Annotated in this window: 21 protein-coding genes; 8 read left to right on the top strand and 13 right to left on the bottom strand. The window is 76.4% G+C overall.

What is annotated here, in order from left to right; genetic code table 11:
- Positions 1-53: 53 nt before the first annotated feature.
- The 5 genes from ACI79G_RS07210 to ACI79G_RS07190 all read right to left on the bottom strand — a co-directional run bounded on the left by ACI79G_RS07210 (position 54) and on the right by ACI79G_RS07190 (position 5,342).
- Complete coding sequence (locus ACI79G_RS07210; RefSeq protein WP_456880455.1) at positions 54-248, bottom strand: helix-turn-helix transcriptional regulator; 195 nt, start codon at positions 246-248, stop codon at positions 54-56.
- Positions 248-661, bottom strand: coding sequence for a hypothetical protein (locus ACI79G_RS07205; RefSeq protein ID WP_456880454.1), 414 nt, complete (start codon positions 659-661; stop codon positions 248-250). The genes ACI79G_RS07210 and ACI79G_RS07205 overlap by 1 nt, the downstream gene beginning before the upstream one ends.
- A gap of 372 nt (positions 662-1,033) precedes the next feature.
- Positions 1,034-3,346 carry a SpoIIE family protein phosphatase gene (locus tag ACI79G_RS07200; protein WP_456880453.1) on the bottom strand — a complete coding sequence of 771 codons (2,313 nt, stop codon included), beginning with the start codon at positions 3,344-3,346 and terminating at the stop codon, positions 1,034-1,036.
- Positions 3,343-3,969 carry a biliverdin-producing heme oxygenase gene (locus ACI79G_RS07195; RefSeq protein ID WP_456880452.1) on the bottom strand — a complete coding sequence of 209 codons (627 nt, stop codon included), beginning with the start codon at positions 3,967-3,969 and terminating at the stop codon, positions 3,343-3,345. The genes ACI79G_RS07200 and ACI79G_RS07195 overlap by 4 nt, the downstream gene beginning before the upstream one ends.
- A gap of 251 nt (positions 3,970-4,220) precedes the next feature.
- The gene (locus ACI79G_RS07190) at positions 4,221-5,342 is read right to left on the bottom strand and encodes a helix-turn-helix domain-containing protein (RefSeq protein WP_456880451.1); all 1,122 of its coding nucleotides are present in this window, start codon (positions 5,340-5,342) and stop codon (positions 4,221-4,223) included.
- Positions 5,343-5,465: 123 nt separating this feature from the next.
- On the opposite strand from ACI79G_RS07190, the gene ACI79G_RS07185 reads away from it, so the two are divergent.
- The 4 genes from ACI79G_RS07185 (at position 5,466) to ACI79G_RS07170 (ending at position 11,543) form a co-directional block, all read left to right on the top strand.
- Positions 5,466-6,401, top strand: coding sequence for a proline dehydrogenase family protein (locus tag ACI79G_RS07185; protein ID WP_456880450.1), 936 nt, complete (start codon positions 5,466-5,468; stop codon positions 6,399-6,401).
- Between the two features lie 11 nt (positions 6,402-6,412).
- Positions 6,413-8,038, top strand: a complete 1,626-nt coding sequence (pruA, locus tag ACI79G_RS07180) for an L-glutamate gamma-semialdehyde dehydrogenase (RefSeq protein WP_456880449.1) — start codon at positions 6,413-6,415, stop codon at positions 8,036-8,038.
- Positions 8,039-8,470: 432 nt separating this feature from the next.
- Positions 8,471-9,979, top strand: a complete 1,509-nt coding sequence (locus ACI79G_RS07175) for a zinc-ribbon domain-containing protein (protein WP_456880448.1) — start codon at positions 8,471-8,473, stop codon at positions 9,977-9,979.
- Between the two features lies 1 nt (position 9,980).
- Positions 9,981-11,543, top strand: coding sequence for a serine/threonine-protein kinase (locus tag ACI79G_RS07170; RefSeq protein WP_456880447.1), 1,563 nt, complete (start codon positions 9,981-9,983; stop codon positions 11,541-11,543).
- Between the two features lie 86 nt (positions 11,544-11,629).
- Here the strand turns inward: ACI79G_RS07170 and ACI79G_RS07165 are convergent, their stop codons facing one another.
- Positions 11,630-12,256, bottom strand: a complete 627-nt coding sequence (locus ACI79G_RS07165) for an FHA domain-containing protein (RefSeq protein ID WP_456880446.1) — start codon at positions 12,254-12,256, stop codon at positions 11,630-11,632.
- Between the two features lie 179 nt (positions 12,257-12,435).
- Between ACI79G_RS07165 and ACI79G_RS07160 the strand changes: the two genes are divergently transcribed.
- Positions 12,436-13,737, top strand: a complete 1,302-nt coding sequence (locus ACI79G_RS07160) for a S1 family peptidase (protein WP_456880445.1) — start codon at positions 12,436-12,438, stop codon at positions 13,735-13,737.
- A gap of 67 nt (positions 13,738-13,804) precedes the next feature.
- Here ACI79G_RS07160 and ACI79G_RS07155 read toward each other — a convergent pair whose 3' ends face one another.
- Positions 13,805-14,341, bottom strand: coding sequence for a DUF488 domain-containing protein (locus ACI79G_RS07155; protein WP_456880444.1), 537 nt, complete (start codon positions 14,339-14,341; stop codon positions 13,805-13,807).
- Positions 14,342-14,366: 25 nt separating this feature from the next.
- Positions 14,367-15,029 carry a class I SAM-dependent methyltransferase gene (locus tag ACI79G_RS07150; protein WP_456880443.1) on the bottom strand — a complete coding sequence of 221 codons (663 nt, stop codon included), beginning with the start codon at positions 15,027-15,029 and terminating at the stop codon, positions 14,367-14,369.
- 119 nt (positions 15,030-15,148) lie between these two features.
- On the opposite strand from ACI79G_RS07150, the gene ACI79G_RS07145 reads away from it, so the two are divergent.
- Positions 15,149-16,306 (top strand): MFS transporter, encoded by a 1,158-nt coding sequence (locus tag ACI79G_RS07145; RefSeq protein WP_456880442.1) that lies wholly within the window; start codon positions 15,149-15,151, stop codon positions 16,304-16,306.
- A gap of 114 nt (positions 16,307-16,420) precedes the next feature.
- Here the strand turns inward: ACI79G_RS07145 and ACI79G_RS07140 are convergent, their stop codons facing one another.
- From ACI79G_RS07140 to ACI79G_RS07120, 5 genes are all read right to left on the bottom strand, one after another.
- Positions 16,421-16,768 (bottom strand): hypothetical protein, encoded by a 348-nt coding sequence (locus tag ACI79G_RS07140; protein WP_456880441.1) that lies wholly within the window; start codon positions 16,766-16,768, stop codon positions 16,421-16,423.
- Between the two features lie 131 nt (positions 16,769-16,899).
- Positions 16,900-17,718 (bottom strand): ABC transporter permease subunit, encoded by an 819-nt coding sequence (locus ACI79G_RS07135; protein WP_456880440.1) that lies wholly within the window; start codon positions 17,716-17,718, stop codon positions 16,900-16,902.
- Positions 17,715-18,632, bottom strand: coding sequence for an ABC transporter ATP-binding protein (locus tag ACI79G_RS07130; protein ID WP_456880439.1), 918 nt, complete (start codon positions 18,630-18,632; stop codon positions 17,715-17,717). The genes ACI79G_RS07135 and ACI79G_RS07130 overlap by 4 nt, the downstream gene beginning before the upstream one ends.
- 185 nt (positions 18,633-18,817) lie before the next feature.
- Entirely contained in the window at positions 18,818-19,882 is a 1,065-nt protein-coding gene (locus ACI79G_RS07125) for an FAD-dependent oxidoreductase (protein ID WP_456880438.1), read from the bottom strand.
- Positions 19,883-19,889: 7 nt separating this feature from the next.
- Complete coding sequence (locus ACI79G_RS07120; protein ID WP_456880437.1) at positions 19,890-20,261, bottom strand: hypothetical protein; 372 nt, start codon at positions 20,259-20,261, stop codon at positions 19,890-19,892.
- A 684-nt stretch (positions 20,262-20,945) separates the two neighbouring features.
- On the opposite strand from ACI79G_RS07120, the gene ACI79G_RS07115 reads away from it, so the two are divergent.
- A complete protein-coding gene (locus ACI79G_RS07115; RefSeq protein ID WP_456880436.1) occupies positions 20,946-21,467 on the top strand; it encodes a TetR/AcrR family transcriptional regulator in 522 nt (173 codons plus the stop codon).
- A gap of 70 nt (positions 21,468-21,537) precedes the next feature.
- Positions 21,538-21,924: a DUF6394 family protein gene (locus tag ACI79G_RS07110; RefSeq protein ID WP_456880435.1), complete on the top strand. Its 387-nt coding sequence runs from the start codon at positions 21,538-21,540 to the stop codon at positions 21,922-21,924.
- The last annotated feature ends 1 nt before the right edge of the window (position 21,925 follow it).

Raw genomic sequence — 21,925 nt, 5'->3', positions numbered from 1 at the left:
CGTGCTGGTGGGGTGGAGGCCACGGATCGGCGCGGCGCCTGCTGCCCGTTTCTCTACGGTTCCGGGAGGAACAGTGACTCGATCGGCTCGCCGAACACCTCGGCGATCTTGAACGCCAGGGGCAGGCTCGGGTCGTACCGCCCGTTCTCGAGCGCGTTGACCGTCTGGCGGGAGACGCCCAGCTGGTCGGCCAGGTCGGCCTGGCTCCAGCGCCGCGCCGCCCGACGTTCGCGCAGGCGGTTGCGCATCAGCCGCGCCGGGTCTTGAGGGCTTTGATCGCGGACCAGCCGAGGACCCCGCCGATGAAGCTGACGTTCAGCCACACCCTCGGGTCGCCCACCCCTCCCGACGCGAACAGGCTTCCGAGGAACAGGAGCACGATCACGACGACGAAGCCGAGGGCGAGCGCTTCGAGCAGCAGCGTGCGCTCGTACTCGTCGGCTCGCCGCAGGTCGCGCAACTCGGCCCGCAGGCCGAGGACAAGCAGGGCCAGCATCGGGACAGCCCAGATGACCGTGTCGCCGGGGTCGTTCGAGTCGGTCACGGCCAACGCCCCGCCGGCGACCACGATGGCCACGCCGATGGGGATGCTGTCCCGCCGTGCCGCCCGGCGCCGGTCGATCTCGGCGCGGCTCTTCCGGGTGTCCGCGGGCTCGGTCATGGCAAGAACGTAAAGGTAGCTTGTCTCAGTGTCAAGCACGCTTGTCACTGGCCGGGGCTCCGCTCGACGCCAGTCGGCTGGCGGACCTGACCGGCGTGGCCATTGCCAGGGGAGGAAGCCGCGCCATCGTCCAGGCACGGAACCGGAACGGTCGCCACAACTCGTGCCGGCGACCGTTAGCCGGAGGCTCACCGAGCACTCGGCCGACAGTCCGACGCCGCGGGAGGCGCATCCCGCGGGACCCGCCCGGTCACGCTCCCCGAAGGAGGGCGTCGACCGGGACGGGCACTGAGCAGCTCACGTCGCCGGAGACCCACGGGCCCGGCCAGACGCTCGCCGCGAGCCTGCGAACGAAGAGGACGGGGTCCGTCCTCAGCCGCGCAGCCGGACGGCGACCAGCGCGACGTCGTCCTCGGCGCCCTCGGGCAGCAGCCGGCCGATCAGCTCGTCGCAGGCGGCTTCGAGCGGCTGGTCCCGGACGGCGACCAGCTCGTCGGCCAGCCGCTCCACGCCGGGGTCGAAGCCCTGGTCGCGCCGCTCGACGAGGCCGTCGGTGTAGAGCAGCAGCGTCGAGCCGGGCTCCAGCAGGGCCTCGGACTCGGTGCGCCGTGCCGCCGGGTCCACGCCCAGCAGCAGCTCGGCGCGCGGCGTGGTCAGCTGGAGCACGCCGTCGCCGGGGTCGGCGAGCAGCGGCGGCAGGTGCCCGGCGCTCGACCAGAGCAGCCGGGCGCCGCCGGTCGCCGGATCCGGCGTCAGCAGACCGACGAGCACGGTGGCCATGGCATGCAGACCGAGCCCCGCGACGGCGGAGTCGAGCCGGCGCAGCACCGTGGCCGGGCCGTCGGCGCTGCCGTAGGCGATGCCGCGGAGCAGCCCGCGCAGCTGCGCCATCTCGGCGGCCGCTTCGGTGTCGTGCCCGACGACGTCCCCGATGACGACGACCGTCGAGCCGTCGGGCTGCTCGAACACGTCGTACCAGTCACCGCCGACCTGGGCTTCGGTCGTCGCCGGCACGTAGCGGACGGCGACGTCGAGGGAAGCCGACTCCGGGGGCTCGGTGAGGTGGCTGCGCTGGAGGAGCTCGGCGGCGCGCACCGCGCGCCGCGACCGCGCGTAGAGCGCCTCCAGCAGATGGGTGCGCAGCTCGCCGACCTCGGTCAGCTCCTGCGCCGTCCAGGGGTCGGAGCGGTCCCGGACGGTCTCCCGCCACCGCTCGAAGCTCTTGCGCGGGCTCAGCCGGACCGCGTCGCCCTCCCGCTCGGCGATGGCCTTGTTGTGCGGGTCGCCGCCCCAGTCGACGGTGCGATGGGCCTCGGCGCGGTGCCAGAGCACGTACTGGCCCTCCGGCAGGGGCAGCACGAGCACCCCGCACGCGACGTCGACGGGCACCCCGAGCTCGGGGGCGTGCCGGGGCAGCGAGTCGGTGGCGACGACCTCCTCGTCCCGGGCGGCGGCCCACGCCGCGATGGCGTCGGCGGTGCCCTCGGGCAGCGCGGTGCCGCGGGCGCCGCGGTGGCGCTGGAGGTGCACCACGACGCCGTCGGCCGGCAGCAGGTCGAGCAGGTCGGGGGAGCCGAGCAGCGTGTCGGCCAGCGGGCGGTCCTCGTCGAGGGTGGCCGAGGTCAACCAGGCCAGGGTCGAGCGCACCTGCAGCGCGCGGTGCACCTCCTCCTCCTCGGCGCGGTCGACCAGGCGCAGCGACAGCGTGGAGCCGAGGAACTCCGCGGCCGCCCGGGTGGCGTAGGGCGGGGCGTGCGGGCCGGAGTAGTGGTGGCAGGCGATGAGGCCCCACAGCCGGTCGTCGCGCAGCAGGGACACCGACATGGAGGCGCGCACCCCCATGTTGTGCAGGTACTCGATGTGGATCGGCGAGACGCTGCGCAGCGTGGAGTAGGTCATGTCCAGCGGCGTCCCCGTCGAGGGCACCAGCGCCGGGCGCAGCGGCACCGGCCGGTAGTCGACGTCGGAGATCAGCCGGATCCAGTTCTTCTCGTACAGCGCGCGCGCCTGCGCCGGGATGTCGGAGGCCGGGTAGTGCAGGCCCAGGAAGGAGTTGAGCCCCTCGGCCCTCGCCTCGGCCACGACCTCGCCGTTGTAGTCGGCGTCGTAGCGGTAGACCATCACGCGGTCGAATCCGGTCAGCTCGCGCACCGCCTGCGCGGTGGTGTCGTAGAGCTCCTGCAGCGAGGTCGCCCGGTTGAGCTCGCCGACCGTGCTGCGCACCGCCTGGTAGGTGTTCGGGAACGAGAACGGGCGGGGACCACGGGCCGGTTCGAGCTCGACGACCAGCGGTGCCGTCGACGGGGGGACGCCGTCGACGGTGCCGACGGGGGCACGGTGCAGCAGCGCGTCGACCGGCACCGGGCTGCCCTCGACGTCGAGGGTGAGCTCCACCGGGTTGCGCTCCCGCAGGTCGCCGAAGGCGCTGGCCGAGCGGGCCACCGCCCCGGCCGCGGCCACCCCGAGGACGTCGGGCAGCCGCCGGCCCAGCGCGTCGGCGGGGTCCACACCGACCAGGTCGGCCAGGTTCTCCGACACCTGCTCGACGACGAGGTCGGGCTCGGTGACCGCGAGCAGCACGCCGCGCGGCTGGATGCTGCCGGGGACGTGGATCGGTTCGCGCTCGCAATTGGAGAGGTCGACCGGCGTCCCCGCCGGCAGCAGGTCGGTCTCGGGGCTCTTCACGCAGGGGCTCCGACCGGCGCGCACCAGGCGGCCAGCGCGGTGAAGGTGGCCCGCGCGGCACCGACCACCCGGCCGGCGTCCCCGCCGGCGGCGACCCGGTCGCGGGTCACCCGGCGGAAGGCGTGCCACATGGCGCCGGTCTCGGCGCCGTACGGGGAGAAGGCGCCGAGCCGGACGTCGGGGCCGAGGGTCGGCAGCGTGGCGAGGTGGCGGGAGATGAAGGTGCCGCCGAGCGTGGAGCCCTCCAGGACGTAGAGCCGGCCCAGGGCCTGGTCGGTGTCCTCGACGGCAGGCAGGTCGGGCAGGGGCGCGGGATCGGGCTCGGCGCCCAGGGCGCGCAGGTCCTCCGCGAACAGGTGCGCCCGGCGCCGCCGCGACCAGGCGACGGTCTCGGCGTCCGCCGGCCAGCGGCGGGCCCACGCGTCGAGGCCGGCCTCGGCAGCGGTCCAGAACGCGTGCAGCCGGACGAGGACGGCGACCAGGCGGTCGCGGCCCAGCTGGTCGTCCATGAGGCCGAGCGTCGTCTCCACCTGCTCGTGCTCCGCCGCCGTGGCCGTGCGCAGTTCGGTGAGGACGTCGGCGCTCCGCGTGTGTCGAGGCGACGCCTCTCCTGCAGCACCCATACCGGTTCCGAGACTAGGTGACTCCCCGCGCCCCGGCGCGCGTGGAGGCGGCGTGTGAGGCCGGTCACGATGCCGTCGCCGGGGGCTGCTCGGGGGCGACCCGGCCGGTCCGCCAGCGACGCGGCCGTGGTCCGCGGAGGGCGGCATGCGTCGTGCTGCCCCCGTTGTCCGCGGTCCACCGCCGCCTGGTGCCCGGGGTGCTCCGCGACGCCGGGCGCAGGCTCCGGGCGGCCCGGTGAGGCCGCTGCCCGTCACGGCAGCCGGGCGCGGCGCAGCGAGGCGTGCAGCAGCAGCCGCGCGTCGCCGTCGGCCAGGTCCAGGCCGGTCAGCGCCTCGATCCGCCCGAGCCGGTGGTACAGCGTCTGCCGGTGCACGTGCAGGGTCGCGGCGGCGCGCGCCGGGCTGCACCCGGCGTCCAGCCAGGTCTCGGCGGTGGCGGTCAGCACGGGGTCGGCCAGCAGCGGGCGGACGGCGGGGTCGGGGCCGGGCAGCGCCGCCACCAGCCGCCACCCGCCCAGCTCGCCCCAGTGCGCCACGGGCGAGAACCGCGGGACGGCGGCGGCGACCCGCGCGGCGGTGCGCGCCTGCTCCCACCGCTCGGGCAGCCCGTCGGCTCCGGCGGCCACGGCGGAGAGCCCCGCGGTGCTCCCGGGCGGCAGGCCGGCCAGCGCGGCGGCGGTGACCGCGGCGGCCGGGCGCAGGTCCGCCGGGCCGGGCAGCGGGACGGCGACGGCCACCAGCCCGGCAGCGGGCAGCACGGCGCTGACCGCACCCGCGGCCGGCGCCCGCCACGACGAGGGCAGCCCCGCGCCGGCCGGCCGCAGCGCCACGAGCAGCACCGGGGTCCGCTCGCCCCAGGCCGCGGTGAGCGTGCGGACCGCCTGCGCCTGCGCGTCGGGAGCGCCGGTGAGCGCGGCGGCCAGCGGGCGGGCCAGGTCGCCGGCGTCCTCCTCCCGCTCGGCCAGCAGCCGCCCGGCCTCGGCGGCCAGCTCCACCGCCGCGGCCAGCGCGGGGTCGTCGGCGGCGGGGTCGGTGCGCCCGCCGTCGAGCAGCCACAGGTAGCCGCGGGTGCGCCCGGCGTGCCGGACCGGCAGCACCAGGCGGGTGAGGATCCCGGCGTCCGGGTCGCCCGGCGTGCGCAGCGGGCCCTCGGCGACCGCGATCCCGAAGTCCTCGAACCAGCGCCGGGTCTCCGGTGTCGACCCGCGGCCGAGGATCGAACGGGTGCGCACGGCGTCCATCACGGGCGTCTCGGCGCCGTCGACCGGGTGGGCGCAGAAGGCGAGCAGGGTGAACTGGGCGTCCTCGAGGGTCGCCGGGGCGCCGAGCAGTCCCGCGACCCGGTCGACCAGCTCCTGCAGCTCGTCACGCACGCCGCCGTCCCCCTGTACACGTGTATGACACCGGATGGCGGGAACCGTACGTCTGTCGCTGGTCGTCCGACCCGGGGCTGCCTAGCGTCGGAGGCGTCGGGTACCCGGTGCCGGAGGTGGCGCGTGCTCTCCCAGAAGACCCTGCTGCTCGGCGCCTCTCGGCGTCCCGAACTGCGCCGGCTGGTCACCGGCACCCCCGCCACCCGGCGGGTCGTCGACCGGTTCGTCGCCGGCGAGACCCTCGACGACGCCCTCGCCGTCGTCCGCCGGCTCACCGCCGAGGGCATCACGGTGACCCTCGACCACCTCGGCGAGGGCGTGACCGACCGCGCCGAGGCGATGCGCTCCCGCGACGCCTACCTGGCGCTGCTCGACGGGCTGGCACCGCTGCGGCTGGGCCCCGCCGCCGAGGTGTCGGTGAAGCTGTCGGCGTTCGGCCAGGCACTGCCCGACGGCGGCACCGACCTGGCGCTGGAGCTGGTCCGGCCCGTCGCCGAGGCGGCGTCGGCGATCGGCACCACGGTCACCCTCGACATGGAGGAGTCGACCACCGTCGACTCCACCCTCGCCGTCCTCGCCGAGCTGCGCCGCGACCACCCGGGCACCGGCGCGGTGCTCCAGGCCGCCCTGCACCGCACCGAGGAGGACGCCGCCGCGCTCGCCGTCCCCGGCTCGCGGGTGCGCCTGGTCAAGGGCGCCTACGACGAGCCGCCGTCGGTCGCGTACCAGGGCCGCGCCGAGGTCGACGCCGCCTACGCCCGCTGCCTCGGCGTGCTCATGCGCGGCCCCGGACACCCGATGGTCGGCTCGCACGACCCGCGCATGGTCGACCTCGCGCAGCGGCTGGCCGCCGAGTACGGCCGGACGCCGGACTCGTGGGAGGTGCAGATGCTCTACGGCATCCGCACCGCCGAGCAGCGCCGGCTGGCCGCCGAGGGCCTGTGCGTGCGCGCCTACGTCCCCTACGGCGTCGACTGGTACGGCTACTTCATGCGCCGGCTGGCCGAGCGCCCCGCGAACCTGCGCTTCTTCCTGCGCTCCCTCGTCAGCACCAACTGAAGGGAATCCCCATGGACGCCGTCACCAACGTCCCCCCGCCGCGCAACGAGCCGGTGCTCACCTACGCCCCGGGCTCGCCGGAGCGTGCCGCGCTGCAGCAGCGCCTCACCGAGCTGGCCGGCGAGCCGCTCGAGCTCACCATGACGATCGGCGACGAGCAGCGGATGGGCGGCGGCGAGCGCTTCGACGTCGTCCAGCCGCACCGGCATGCCGCCGTCCTCGGCACCGCCGCGAACGCCACCCACGCCGACGCCGAGGAGGCGGTGGCCTGCGCCAAGGCGGCCGCCCCCGCGTGGCGCGACCTGTCGTTCGACGACCGGGCCGCGGTGTTCCTGCGCGCCGCCGAACTGCTGTCCGGGCCGTGGCGGCAGACGCTCAACGCCGCCACGATGCTCGGCCAGTCGAAGACCGCCTACCAGGCCGAGATCGACTCCGCCTGCGAGCTCATCGACTTCTGGCGCTGGAACGTGCACTTCGCCCGCGAGATCGTGTCCGCGCAGCCGGTCTCCTCGCCGGGTGTGTGGAACCGCAGCGACCACCGGCCGCTCGAGGGGTTCGTCTACGCGGTCACGCCGTTCAACTTCACCGCGATCGCGGGCAACCTGCCGACCGCGCCGGCGCTCATGGGCAACACCGTCGTCTGGAAGCCCGCGCCCACCCAGCAGTTCGCCGCCCACTTCGTCATGCGGCTGCTGGAGGCCGCCGGGCTGCCCCCGGGCGTCATCTCCATGGTCACCGGCGACGGGGCCGCCGTCTCCGACGTGGCGCTGGCCGACCGCGACCTCGCCGGCATCCACTTCACCGGCTCGACGGCGGTGTTCCAGATGCTGTGGCGGCGGGTGGGGGAGAACATCGCCTCCTACCGCGGCTACCCGCGCATCGTCGGCGAGACCGGCGGCAAGGACTTCGTCGTCGCGCACCCCTCGGCGGACGTCGACGTGCTGCGGACGGCGCTGGTGCGTGGCGCCTTCGAGTTCCAGGGGCAGAAGTGCTCGGCGGCCTCGCGGGCGTACATCCCGCGGTCGGTCTGGGGGCGGCTGCGCGACGACCTGGTCGGGGTCACCGAGTCGCTGCCGATGGGCGACGTCACCGACTTCTCCAACTTCATGGGTGCCGTGATCGACCGGAAGTCGTTCTCCAAGCTCTCCGGCGTCATCGACCGGGTGGACGACGACCCGGCGCTGTCGATCGTGGCCGGCGGGCAGGCCGACGACAGCGAGGGCTTCTTCGTCCGTCCGACCGTCATCGAGGGCACCGACCCCGAGCACGAGGTCTTCACCACCGAGTACTTCGGGCCGATCCTCGCGGTGCACGTCTACGACGACGCCGACTACGACACCGTGCTCACCCAGATGGAGTCGGCGGCGCCCTACGCGCTCACCGGTGCCGTCATCGCCGAGGACCGCGCCGCCATCGCGCACGCGCAGCACGTCCTGCGGTTCGCGGCGGGCAACTTCTACGTCAACGACAAGCCCACCGGCGCCGTCGTCGGCCAGCAGCCCTTCGGCGGCGGGCGGGCCTCGGGCACCAACGATAAGGCCGGCGCGGCGCAGAACCTGCAGCGCTGGACGTCGACCCGGTCGATCAAGGAGACGTTCGTGTCGCCGACCGACCACCGCTACCCGCACATGGGGTGAGGCCCCTCCTGCCCCCCGCCACTCGCAGGCCCGCGGCGGGACCCCGCAGGAGGGCCGTCCCAGCACGTCACCGGTCGGGCCAGTGGACGGGGCCGCCGTCCTCCCCACCCTCCGCAGGCTGAGGGCGGGGCTCCGACCAGGCCATCCGCGGTCGGGACGCCGGGGAGGGGCCCGTGGGCGGAGCGTGACGGCGTGCTCAACGGGCGCCCGGCCTGCTGCTTCTCGTCCCGTGGGGCCTTGGCAACGGTCGACGGCGGCGGGACCGTCCCGGGCACTTCGGCCCAGCCAGTACTGCACCGGGGGCCGACCGGGGCGGGAGGCCGTGTCGTGGACCGTCGGCGTGAGGACCCACCGCGGCCGACCCACCCGAGGCGTCGGGCGGGACCGGACAGGCCGGGCAGGCACCGGCACCGGTGGTCCCGGGCGGCCGCGGTGTTCGCCCTCGCGTCGTCCCCCCTGTTCGCCGTGGGGGCGGCGGGTGCCGCGGACGACCCGCCCGCGGCAGGCGCGGGCGTGGTCAGCGGTGTCGAGGGCTCGCGCGCGGCCGTCGTCCGGATCGAGGTCTCGGCGACCGCGGAGATCGCCCACATCGACCACTCCACCGGTGACGTCAACGTCGTCCGAGGCAGGTACGAGGTGCCGATCCGCAGCGCGTCGGGTGTCTTCACCTCCTCCGACGGGGTCATCGCCACCACCGGCCAGGCGCTCACCGTGACCGAGGACGACGTGGTCGTGTTCGCGGCGAACCGGCTCTTCCAGGAGGAGATGGGCACCGCGTTGGTGGGCAACGACGGCGACCTCGCCCGCCGCGCCGAGGCGGTCGACCAGTACTGGGCCCCGCACCTGCACCACTGCTACGACCAGGTCGAGCACTGCGTCCTGTTCTTCGTGCCGCAGTACACGGTGTTCCCGCACACCCGGGAGCCGACCAGCACACCGGCCGACCTGCTGCCGGTCCCCGACGGGCCCGCCGAGGTGGGTCTGCTGCGCATCAGCGGCGGTGGCGGCACCCCGACCGCCGAGCTGGCGCCCGCCGACCAGCAGCCGCTCGAGCGGGGGCTCCTCGCCGGGTTCACCGCGCCCCCGGCACCGGATCTGCCGCCGGGGGAGATGGCCGTTGCCGTCGATCCCGGGACCGCTGCGCTCTCCTCGGACGCCGACGTCGCGGCGGCACTGGCCGGTGGGATGACCGGCGGGCCGGTCCTCGACCCGGCGACCGGCGAGGTGACCGGCCTGGCCGCGACCGCCGGCGGGACGCCGACCGTGGTCCCGGTGCAGCGGCTGCACGAGGCGCTCGCAGCCGCCGGGACGCCGCCCGCCGGCTCGGAGTTCGACGCGGTGTTCCGCCGCGGCGTGGACCACCTGACCGCGGGGAACGCGAACGCCTCCGCGGCGAGCGCGTTCGAGGAGTCGCTGACGTACTACGACTCCGCGCTCGCGGCCCAGCACCTCCAGCGGGCCCAGGACGCCGCCGGTGCCGAGGGCGTGGAGGACACCGCGGCCGCCGGGGACGAGGGGAGCGGCGGCTTCGGCGCGCTCGGCCTCTGGGTCGGGACAGTGGGGCTCGTCCTGCTCCTGCTCGGCCTGGCGTTCCTCCTCCGCCGCCGCGGCCGCCGGCCCGGACACCGGCGGCCGCGCGGCGCCCGGCCCGGGACGGGCGGGGTGCCGACCCCCGCGGCCCTGGCCGAGACCGCCGTGGCCGAGCGGCGCGAGCCGGCTCCGGTGCCGGCCACCCAGGGGGCGTCGGCCCCCACGGCACCGCCGCCAGGTGCCCGGCCGGTCCCGGCGCCGACGTACGAGCGGACGCAGCTCAAGCAGGCCCCGGCCCGGGAGCAGTCGGTGCCGCCGGCCCGGTCGGCCGCGGCGTTCTGCTCCGACTGCGGGGACCCCCTGCGCGAGCGGGCCCGCTTCTGCGCCGCGTGCGGCTCGCCGGTGCGCTGAGATGCGGCCCCAGCCGGCCCTGCTGGACCCGGGGACGTCGTTCGCCCACTACCGGGTGGACTCGGTCATCGGACGCGGCGGCATGGGCGTCGTCTACCTCGCCCACGACGTCCGGCTGGACCGGAAGGTGGCGCTGAAGCTGCTGGCACCCGAGTACACGAGCCACGAGAACTTCCGCGCCCGCTTCCTCCGCGAGTCCCGGCTGGCCGCCGCCGTGGACCACCCGAACATCATCCCGATCTACGAGGCGGGCGACGCCGAGGGACAGCTGTTCCTCGCCATGCGCTACGTGCCCGGGTCCGACCTGCGCACCGAGCTGGACCGGCGGACCCGGCTGCCGCTGCCCGAGGCGCTGGACCTGCTGCACCAGGTGGCCGACGCCCTCGACGCCGCGCACGCTGCAGGGCTGGTCCACCGCGACGTCAAGCCGGGCAACGTCCTGGTCGACGAGCGCTCGCGGCAGGGACACCGGCACGCCTACCTGACCGACTTCGGGCTGACCCGCCGGTCGACGTCGATCTCCGGGCTGACCACGAGCGGCCACTTCCTCGGCACGCTGGACTACGTCGCGCCCGAGCAGATCCGGGGTGACCCGGTCGACGGCCGTGCCGACGTCTACTCCTTCGCCTGCGTGGCCTACGCGGTACTCGCCGGGCGCCCGCCCTTCGACGGGGAGGACGACGTCGCGCTGATGTGGGCGCACCTGTCGCGGGTGCCACCGCGCGCGGCGGCCCTCCTGCCCGAGCTGGCCGGGGGCGTCGACGAGGCGCTCGCCGCGGGTCTGGCCAAGTCCCCGGACGACCGCCCGGCGACCTGCGGGGCGCTGGTCGCCCTGATGGAGGCCGGGACGCCGTCCGGGCCCCCGGCGCCCTCCCCGTCGCCGGCACCCGCCGGCCCGCCGCCCGGCGACGAGGACCCGTCCCAGCCCGGCGCGGTGGACGACGCGCCCCGCCCGCGCTCCCGGCGCGGGTGGGCCCAGGCGCTGGCCGTCGTCGCGGCCCTGGTCGCCGTGGCCGTCGTCGTCGGTCTGCTCGTCCTCCGCGGCCGGGGCGAGGAGCTCACGACCTTCGCCGCCGAGGACATCCCCTACACGCTGGAGGTGCCGGCCGACTGGGCCGCCCGCACCCACGAGGCCGGCGCCAGCTCGGTCACCGTGCTGTCCCCGACGGACCTGACCACGCTGTTCGCCGACGACCCCGGCGGGGTGCCGTCGGCGGCGGCAGCGGTCGACGCCGATCCCGCGGCGGTCGTGGGGCTGGCGATCTACCACCGGCCCCGCCTGGACGGCGACTCCCCGGCGGCGCAGCTCCCGGCCGCGCAGGCGCTGCTCCCGGGACGGGACGCGGACCTGCGCCCGGGCGAGCGGGAGACGGTCGGGGACCTGCAGGCGAGCGCCATGAGCGGCACGCTCGGCCTCGGGGACGACGCCTCCCTGCAGGTGCGCGTGCTGGCGCTGGACTCGTCACCGCGGCAGCTGCTCGTCTTCTTCGCGCCGCCGTCGGTGTTCGCCGAGCAGGTGGACACCTTCGACCGGGTCGCCCGGTCCCTGGACGGCACCGGCTGAGGACGCGGACGGGGTGCCGGCGGTGCGCCCCCGCCGGCCCCGTTGACCGCCCCGCGGGGAGGCCGCCGTCCCGCTCGGGAGCGGCGCTACAGGTCCCGCTCCCGCACGACGCCGCTCTGCAGCGCCCGCTCCACGAGCCGCAGGCGCTTCTGGTTGTGCGGCAGGTCCCCGATCCCGAACTTCGTGAACAGCGCCCGCAGGTGGGTCTTCACGGCGTCCTCGCTGAGGAAGAGCTCGGCGCCGATCTGCTGGTTGGTCGTCGGCGTCGCGTAGGCGCCGCCGTGCTTGAACGGCCGGCACAGCGCCAGGAGCACCGCGCGCTGCGACTCCGTGAGGGCACCGAGCGTGGGCACGTCGGCGGCCACCCGCGTCGACTCGTCCCGGCGTGACGCGTACTCCCGGAAGGCCAGGAGGGTCCCCCCGACCCGGATGCCGTCACCGGCCCGCAGCCGCCGCCGTCCGGTGAGCCGCTCCCCGTTGACGTACGTGCCGTTCCGGCTGAGCCCGTCGTCGGCGATGGTCCAGGCGCCGCCGATCCACTCGAGCGTGGCGTGCAGGCGGGAGACCTCCGCGTCCCACGTCAGGGCGAGGTCGTTCTCCGGTGACCGGCCCACGGTCAGCCGTGGCGCCGCGCCGGTCAGCAGGAACTCGGCCGGGCGGCCGTCCGCGTCGGCGTAGCGCAGGAGTGGGCAGGTCAGAGCCCCGTCAGGCACGCGCCCATGATGCGGCGCACCCCTCCCGGCGGCAACGGCGCACACCGCCGCCCCAGGGGTGGGCAGACGCCCCCGAGGGTGGGTCGATGCCCACCCTAGGGGTCCTGGAGCGGGCCGGCGGTGCGCCCGACGCTCGTCGTGTCGGGCTCGCCGAGCCCCCTCCCGAGAGGACCCCCGCCATGACCGCCAGCCCCCGCCGCCTGTCCCGGCGCACCCTCGCCACCGCCGTCCTGTCCGCGGCCACCGGTGCCGCGCTGCTGGCGACGACGCCGGTCGCCGCGCTGGCCGACGAGCCGGGGAGCGGTTCGAGCTCGACCTCGCCGGCCGACGCGGAGAAGGCCATCGTCCACCTGCAGGTCGAGTACCAGGCCCACGTCGAGTACCAGAGCGCGGGCCGGTGGGTCCGGTCGGCCGAGCCGGTGGTGCTCCCCGCGGGCCAGTGCTCCGGCTGGTTCGCCGACTCCTCCGGCCACATCGTGACCGCCGGCCACTGCGTCGAGGACGACCCCGCGGAGATCCGCACCGAGGTCCTCACGACCTACCTCGCCGACGCCGGCATCCCGCAGCCCCCGGCGCGGACCCTCGCCGGCTGGCGGGTCGTCGGCGTGCAGGGTGAGGCGGAGCCCACCCGCATCGTGCGGGCGTCCCAGCCGTCGACCGTGGAGGGCTCGGTCCTGGACGACCCGCTGGTGGCCGAGGTGCTGGACTGGCGGTCCTTCCACGAGGGGGACGTCGCCCTGCTCAAGATCAACAACCTGGAGGAGTCGACGCCGTACCTGTCGGTCGCCACCGCACCGGCGGCGCCCGGCGACCAGGTGACCGCGATCGGGTACCCCGGCAACGTCCAGGACGTGACCGACGTCGACCGGCTGCGCGCCTCCTTCAAGAGCGGCACGGTGAGCTCGGTCCAGACCTCGCCCACGGGTGTCTCGACGACGGAGATCAACGCCGAGGTGGCCCCGGGCATGTCCGGCGGCCCCACCGTCGACGCCGACGGCGCGGTCATCGGGGTGAACAGCTCCTACCTCGGCGACCTGCAGAACTTCAACTTCATCACCGACGGCACGGCGCTGCGCACCTTCCTCGAGCACCGCGGCGTCGACCTGCACCTCTCGTCCGGCGAGGGCGGGACCACCGGTGAGGGCACGTCCTCCCCGGCCCTGGACCCGGCCGCGGCCGCCCAGGGGGCCGACTCGTCGACGTGGCCCTACGCAGCCGGCGCCGGGGCGCTGCTCGTGGCCGCCGGCGGGGTGTTCCTGCAGCGTCGCCGTCCGTCCCTGGTCACGGCGTCCGCGGCCGCCGAGGCCCCGGCGGCCCCGCCGGCCGGTCGGCCCGCCCGCGCCGAGGCCACCCGCTTCGTGGGCCGGCCGGAGGGGTTCGTGCTGAGCCGCACGCCGGTGGTGCGGCGGGCGACCTGCGCGCACACCGGCAACGCGCCGGGCACGCGGTTCTGCCGGGACTGCGGTCACCGGCTCGACTGACCGGCACCGCCCACCACCCGACCGGCCCCGCCTCCCGAGGCGGGGCCGGTCCCCTGCGCAACGGCGGTCAGGGGAGCGCTGCCGCCGGCCAGGACACCTCGCCGTCGGCGCCGAGCACCGCGCCGGCCGACGGGACGTGCGGGGTCAGCCGGCCGTCGGGCATGAGGTGGTGCACCGGCACGCCGCGGCCGAGGACGGCGACGTCGGCGACGATCCGCCGGTGGCAGCGCCACCACACGCTCTCGCTGCACATCACCGCCACGGTCGCCGTCGCCGCCTCGGCCAGCACCTCGTCGAGCGCCGTCGCGAACTCCGGCGTCCGGGTGTGTGCGGCGTAGGCGGCGAACTGGGCGACGGTCCACCAGCCGTCGGCGACGGGCTCGTCCGGCGGGAGCCGGCGGCGCCCGCCCAGCCGCGCGTCCCACCGGTAGCCGACGCCGGCGGCGGGCAGCCACCGCTCGAGCGCGTCGGCCCGGACGTCGGGGTTGCTGCGGCTCCCCGGGAACCGGCGGACGTCGACGACCAGCCCGACCCCCGCCCCGGTCAGCCGGGCGCCGAGGCGGGTGCGGTCGTCGGGGCCGTGGCCGACGGTGAGCAGGGGCACGTCCCCTGCCTACCCCCGCCTGCGGTCAGCCGGGTAGGCGGGCGAGGCCGAGCACGTGCGGCGTGGCCGGGAGGGTGAGGCGGGAGTCGGGGAACCGCAGCCGGCGCAGGGCCGTGACCTCGAACCCGGCGCGCTGGATCGAGCCGACCGGGTCGACGGCGGTGTGGCAGCCACCGGCCAGCAGCGGCCACAGGGTCGCGTCGGCGAGGCGCTGCGCCGCGCGCACCCGCCGGGTCGGGCCGAGGCCGTGCTCGAGGAAGGCCAGGGTCCCCCCGGGACGCAGCACGCGGGTGACCTCGGCGAGCGCCCGGTCGCGGTCGGGCAGCGAGCACAGCACCAGGCAGAGCACGGCGGCGTCGGCACCGCCGTCCGGCAGGGGCAGCGCCTCGCCGGTGCCGGCGACGACCGTGACGGGCACGGGCGCCGCCGCAGCCGCACGGGTCGCCAGGCCCCGGAGGTGCGGTTCGGGCTCGACCGCGGTCACCCCGCTCACCGCCGCCGGGTAGCGCGCGAAGTTGCGGCCGTCGCCGCAGCCGACCTCCACCACCGACCCGGACAGCGGCGCGAGCAGCTCGGTGCGCAGCGCGCCGAGGCCCTCGGCGTCCATCCCCTCGCTGATGCGGGCGTACAGGCGGCTGAACACCGGGCGGGGGCGATCCGTCGGCAGGACGCGCGGGCGTGCGGGCACCCTCGGGATGGTGCACCGCCGTCGGCCGGCGCGGCGCTCGCGCGCCCCCGGCCCCGTGCCGGCCGGCCCGGCCGGTCATGCTGGTCGGCCGGGCGACGGGACCGGTCGAGGGGAGCGGTGTGGCACAGGGGACGACGGGATCGCGGACGTCGCTGTGGCGGCTGCCGGCGGTGCGGGCGCTGGCCGGTGCGACGGTGCTGGGCTTCACCAGCTTCACCCTGACCCTGGCCTCGCTGCCCGCGTACGCGGTCGCCGGTGGCGCCGCCGCCGACACCGCCGGGCTGGTCACCGCGGTGTTCCTCGCGGTCACCGTCGCCGGCCAGTCAGCGGTGCCGGCGCTGACCGCGCGGTTCGGCGCGGGCCCGGTGCTGGCCGCCGGGCTCGTCGCCCTCGGCGCCCCCTCGCCGCTGTACGCGGTGGGCGACGGGCTGCTCTGGCTCTCGGCGGTGTCCGCGGTGCGCGGCCTCGGCTTCGCGGTGCTCACCGTGCTCGGCGCGACGCTGGCCGCGCGGGTGGCCCCACCGGAGCGCCGCGGCGAGTCGATCGGCCTCTACGGGCTGGCCATCGCGGTGCCCAACCTGGCCTTCGTCCCGGCCGGGGTGGCGCTCGTGCTCGGCGGGCACGCGGCCTGGATGGCGTGGCTGGCCGCCGCGCCGGTGCTCGCGCTGCCGCTGGTGCCCGGTGTCGTCCGGGGGGTGCCCGCCGAGCCGCGCAGCGAGAGGTCGTCCTCCCGGGCCGCGGTGCTCGCGGCGCTGGCGCCGTCCGGGGTGCTGCTCGTGGTCACCCTCGCGGGCGGCGGGCTGGTGACGTTCCTGCCGATCGAGCGGCCCGACGGCGTCCTCGCGACGGCGACGCTGCTGGTCTTCGGGATCACCGCGGCGGCCGGCCGCTGGCGGGCCGGCGTGCTGGCCGACCGGACGGGCACCCGGCTGCTGCTGCCGCTGGCCCTGCTCACCTCGGCGGGCGGGCTCGCCGCCGTCGCGCTCGGGCTGGGCGCCGGCGCCGGCTGGGTCCTCGCCGGTGCCGCCGTCTTCGGCGCGGGCTACGGAGCGGTGCAGAACCTGACGCTGCTGACCGCCTTCGCCCGCGCCGGCGAGGGCGGGGCCACCGCCGCCAGCGCGATGTGGAACGCCTCGTTCGACGCCGGGACCGCCGTCGGCGCCCTGGTGCTCGGGCTGGTGGCGGCCGGGGTCGGTCTGCCGTGGACCTACGTGCTCGTCTCGGGGGTGCTGCTGCTCATCCTCCCGCTGGCGCGGGTGGCGACCCGCCCGGCGTGACCGGGCGGCCCCCTGCGGGGTCCCGCCGGCCGGCCCCGTCCAGGGGCCCGCCCCGAGCCTGCGAGGGGTGGGGAGGACGGGGTCCTTCTCTGGTGGGGGGCAGGGGGGCCTTCGTCAGCCGGCGACGCGGGCGGCGGCCTCGCGCAGCGCGCGGAGGAAGAGGACCTCCTCGGCCGACCGGCGCAGCCAGGTGCGCAACCCGTCGGGGTCACCGCGGTGCCTGTCCCGCAGCTGCCCGAGGTTCAGCTGCCGGGTGCTGGCCTGCGCGCGCTGGGCCGGGGGGAGCTGCCGGCCGTCGGCGCGCGCGATCGTGGTCAGGCCGGCGCCGACGAACACCAGGTCGCGGATCTCGGTGATGCCGGCGAGCAGCTCGTCCACCCCGGCGGCGTCGTCGGCGGCGAGGCGGCGGACCAGCTCGTCGGCCGTGCGCCGGCCGGTCTCCTGCGGGTCGGGTGCGGTCACCTTGTGCATTGTCGTCCTACCGGACGACACCGCCTCCACGTGCCGCCCCCGACCGGTGCTGAGCCGCTGCCCGTGTCCCGGTCGGGAGGCCCTCCGGGCCCCCGCGACCGGTCCACCGCAACGCGTCACAGCTACGCGTCGCGGCGGGTGAACACGACCGCGGCGAGCCCCAGGACGACGGCGACCTCGGCGACGAACACCGCGAAGCCCACCCACGGGTCGAGCAGCAGCGGGTTGAACGACTCCGGCGTCGCGATCCGCGACCCGGCGTTGCCCGGCATCAGCTTGGTCGCCCACTCGCCCCAGGCACCGGGCAGCACCATCACCAGGTTGCCGACGACGAACACCAGGCCCAGCACGACGGCCAGCGCCGCGGCGGTGTGCCGCACCAGCAGGCCGACGCCGGCGGCGAACAGCCCGAGCCCGGCCATGTACAGGCCGCTGCCGAGGATCGACCGCAGCACGCCGTCGTCGGTCAGCGCCAGGCCGATGCCCTCGCGGTCGAGGAACCAGTTGCCGCCGAGGTAGCCGGCCAGCGCGGTCAGGGTGCCGGCGACGAACAGCGTGGAGGCGAGCACCGCGGCCTTGGCCGCCAGCACCGCGCCGCGCCGCGGGGTGGCCGCGAGCGTCGCGCGGATCATCCCGGTCCCGTACTCGCTGGTGACCACGAGCGCGCCCAGGACGACGGCGGTGACCTGGGCGAACACGATGCCCCAGGTGACGAAGGCGCCCACCGGCTCGCCGACGTCCCCGCGGGCCAGCGCCTCGGCGCTCAGCGCGCACACCAGCGTGGTCAGGCCGGCACCCAGCACGAACATCGCGACGAGCGACCAGGGCGTCGAGCGGACGGTCCAGAACTTGACCCACTCCGCCCGCAGCGTCGCCTCGGCGCCGGGCACCGCCGGGGTCGCGGTCCGGGTCCAGGCGTGCGTGCCCACGGTCGCGGTCATCGCGAGGCTCCTGCGGGGGTGGCGGCGTACTCGACGCTGTCGGCGGTCAGGGTCATGAAGGCGTCCTCGAGCGAGGAGCGCACCAGGGTCAGCTCGTGCAGCAGCAGGCCGGAGCGGCCGACCAGCTCACCGACGGCGGCCGCTTCCAGGCCGCGGACCCGCAGCTCCCCGCCGTGCGCGGCGACGTCCAGGCCCTCGCGGCGCAGCAGGGTGGCGACCTGGTCGTGCTGCGGGCTGCGGACCCGCACGTGGGAGGCGGCGTGCTGGGCGACGAACTCCGCCGTCGAGCAGTCGGCCAGCACCCGGCCGCGGCCGATGACGACGAGGTGGTCGGCGGTCAGGGCCATCTCCGACATCAGGTGGCTGGAGACGAACACCGTGCGGCCCTCGGCGGCGAGGTCGCGGGCGAGGGTGCGCACCCAGCGGATGCCCTCGGGGTCCAGGCCGTTGACCGGCTCGTCGAGGACGACGACCGGCGGGTCGCCGATCAGCGCGGCCGCGATGCCCAGCCGCTGGCCCATGCCGAGGGAGAACCGGCCGACCCGCTGGTCGGCGACCGCCGTGATCCCGACCAGGTCGAGCACCTCGTCGACGCGGGTGCGCGGGATGCCGTTGCTGGCCGCCAGCCAGCGCAGGTGGTCGCGTGCCGAGCGGCCCGGGTGCAGGGCGCGGGCCTCGAGCAGCGCGCCCACCTCGCGCAGCGGGGCGGGGTAGTCGGCGTAGCGGCGGCCGTTGACGGTGACGCTGCCCGAGGTCGGGCGGTCCAGGCCCAGGACCATCCGCATCGTCGTGGACTTCCCCGCGCCGTTGGGGCCGAGGAAGCCGGTCACCCGGCCGGGCTCGACGGTGAAGCTGATCCCGTCGACGGCGGTGCGGGTGCCGTACGTCTTGGTGAGGCGGTGCGCGGCGATCACGGGGTCACCGGGCCGCGGGAGGTCGGGGAGGTCATGGCGTCGAGGCTCTCGGCCGCCGGCGCCCGGGGGTATCCGGGAACCCCCTGGACCGACCCTGAACGTGCCCCGATGCGGCGGGACCGCCGATCCCGCCCGCCTCCGACCCCGGGACCGTGCGACATCGCCGATCCCGCCGGGAGCGACCGCTACGCCGAGCGGGGCAGGGCCGCCTCGGGGCGCAGCAGCCGGCGCAGCGCCACCGCGGCCTCCCGTCCCGCCCGGTTGGCGCCCACCGTGCTCGCCGAGGGGCCGTAGCCGACCAGGTGCACCCGCGGCTCCCCGGCCACGTGCGTGCCCTCCATCCGGATGCCGCCGCCGGGCCCGCGCAGCCCCAGCGGCGCCAGGTGGCCCAGCGCCGCGCGGAAGCCGGTGGCCCACAGGACGGCGTCGGCGCGGACGAAGCGGCCGTCGTCCCATGCCACGCCGTCGGGGGTGAGCCGGTCGAACACCGGCAGCCGGTCGAGGACGCCGCGGGCGCGCGCCTCCCGCACCCAGGGCGTGAGGACCAGCCCGGTGACGCCGACGACGCTGCCGGGGGAGCGGCCCTCGCGGACGGCGTCCTCGACCAGCGCGACCGCCGCCCGCCCCGCGTCGGGGCCGAACGGCTCCTCGCGCCAGACCGGCGGGCGCCGGGTCACCCAGGTGGTGTCGGCGACCTCGGCGATCTCCCCGAGCAGCTGCACCGCCGAGGCGCCGCCGCCCACCACGACCACCGACTGCCCGGCGAACTCCGCGGCGCCCCGGTAGTCGACCGGGGTCAGCTGGCGGCCGCGGAAGAGCTCCTGGCCCGGGTAGCGCGGCACGAACGGCCGGGTCCAGGTGCCGGTGGCGTTGACGACGGCGGAGGCGGTCCAGTCGCCGTCCGGCGTCTCGACGCGGAACCGGTCCTCCGCGGTGCGGCGGACGGCGCGCACCCGGACCGGCCGGTGCACCGGCAGCGCGAAGTGCCGCTCGTACTCGGCGAAGTAGGCGGGGACCGCCTCGGCGGCTGACACGTCGTCCCCTGCCGGCGGGAACGGCAGGCCGGGCAGGTCGTGCACGTGGTGGGTGCGGGCCAGCGTCAGCGAGGGCCAGCGGTGCTGCCAGGCGCCCCCGGCGCACTCCTCGGCGTCCAGGACGACGAGGTCGAGCCCCAGCCGGGCCAGGTGGTGCGCCGCGCTCAGCCCGGCCTGGCCGGCCCCGATGACGACGACCTCGACGTCCCTGCTCACGCGAGGGTCAACCGCGGCAGGCGCCCCCGGCTTCCGGCCGCAGCCGGTCCAGGTCCGCGCCCGTGAGCGTCGCGGTGTCGTGCGGGTCGTACCCGAACCGGACGGTCACCGCGCCCGGCCGGGCCTCGACCAGCCACGTGGGCCGCTCCGCCGTCCCGTCGGCCGGCCGGTACCACCACCGCTCGGCCAGCAGCGGCAGGCCGCAGCGGCGGAGGAACGCCTCGGCGGCCGGTCGGTCGGGCAGCACGCGCAGGGCGGCGCCGAACAGCGCGCGGGCGACCACCACGTCGGCGTCGCCGCGCCGCTCGGTGGAGAGCCAGCCCACCAGTTCGCCGTCCTCGGCGCGGTGGACCGGCGTCCGTTCCTCGGTCCGGGTCACGTCCCGACCGTAGGGAGGCCCGCAACGCCGTTTCCGCGTCTTGCGGGTCTCTTGCGGTTGTCCCGCGGGTGTCCTGCGGATGGGCCAGCAGAGTCCTCCCCGTCACCGGGACGACGAGCAGCGGGGCGTCACCGGTGGGACCCGGCCCCGGGGCCCGAGGACAGCCGGCGTCTCCATCGCACGGGGGGAGGGAGCCGCCGGCGCACCGACCGGCGGCGTCGAGGGGACGACGCCGCCGGGCACGACGACCGGCGCCGCCGTGGGGGACGGCGGCGCCGGCCGGGACGGGGGACGACCGGGGCACCGGGGGGAACGGTGCACCGGTCGGGCCGGGGACGCCGCGGGGGACGGCGCACCCGGTCGCACGACGACCGGCCCGACCGCGGGGGGACGGGAGAGCCGGTCGAGGGGAGCGCACGGGGCCGGCCGCGGGGGACGCGGCCGGCCCCGCCGCGTTGCCGGGATCCCGGCCGACCCGGGGCGCCCCGTGGCGGACGGTGCCCGTCCCGGTGCGAAGCGTCCCGCGCACCGGGGCGTGCACTCCGTCCTGCACGGTTCCGCAATACGCGTTACGTTCATGTCGTGACTCAGTGTGACGAGAGGGCGCGAGCGGTCCGCCCGACCCGCACGCGGACCGGGGGACGTCGACTCGACGCGTCGCGGGACGCCGCGATCGCCTCGGCCGTGATCGAGGTGCTCGGCCGGTCCGGCTACGCCGGCCTGACGATGGACGCCGTCGCGATGGCCGCCGGGGTCGGCAAGGCGACCATCTACCGGCGCTGGTCGAGCAAGGCCGAGCTGCTGCTCAGCGTCATGGACGTGGCGGGCGCGCCGGTGCTGCAGGTGCCCGACACGGGGAAGCTCCGCGAGGACCTGGTCACCGTCCTGACCGAGGTGGTGGAGCTGTTCAGCGGCCCCTCGGGGCGGGCGATCCGCAGCCTGCTCGGCGCCGTCATCGACGACCCGGTGCTGCAGGAGGGCAGCCGCCGCCTGCCGCTGGCCAACTGGGACGCCGCCTGGGAGACCGTCGTCGCACGGGCGGTCGAGCGCGGCGAGGTGCCCGCCGGCGCCGGGCAGTCGCTCGCGGCGGAGGTCGGCCCGGCGGTGCTCGCGCTGCGCTGGCTGGTCACCGGGCGGCCGCTGGACCACACCGTGGTGACCGACCTGGTCGACCGCGTCGTCCTGCCGCTGTTGCAGCGTCCGTAGCGCATCAGGCCCGCAGCAGCGATGCTGTGGGCCGATCCCCGGGTGCCGGGGCGACGGGGAGGGAGGACGCGTGAACCTGGAGAAGGTCGTCTTCGGGTTCTTCGTCCTGCTGGCCGCGACGCTGAACTTCGGGTTCTTCATCGGTGACATCGATCGCCCCGAGCTGCACAACCCCTACGAGTTGTTCGCCGCGGTCGTCGTCAACCTCATCGCGACCGTGCTGAAGTTCGGCGACCGCACCCAGATCGGCGCGATCCACCTGGCGACCAGCCTGGTGGCGAGCCTCCAGCTGGTCGGGGCCGCCCTGATGTACGGCTACGCCGAGTACGTCTCGTCGGCCGGCATGACCGCGGGGTGGACGGCGAGCGTCGTGTCGCTGTCCGGAGGCGCGTTGATGGCCAACATCGTCTCCGTCGTCCTGCTGGTGATCGAGACCGTCTCCTTCCACCGCGGGTGAG

The sequence above is a fragment of the Geodermatophilus sp. SYSU D00779 genome, assembly GCF_054050595.1.
The sequence above is the reverse complement of the archived record's forward strand: the minus strand, read 5'-3'. Positions and strand labels throughout refer to the sequence as shown.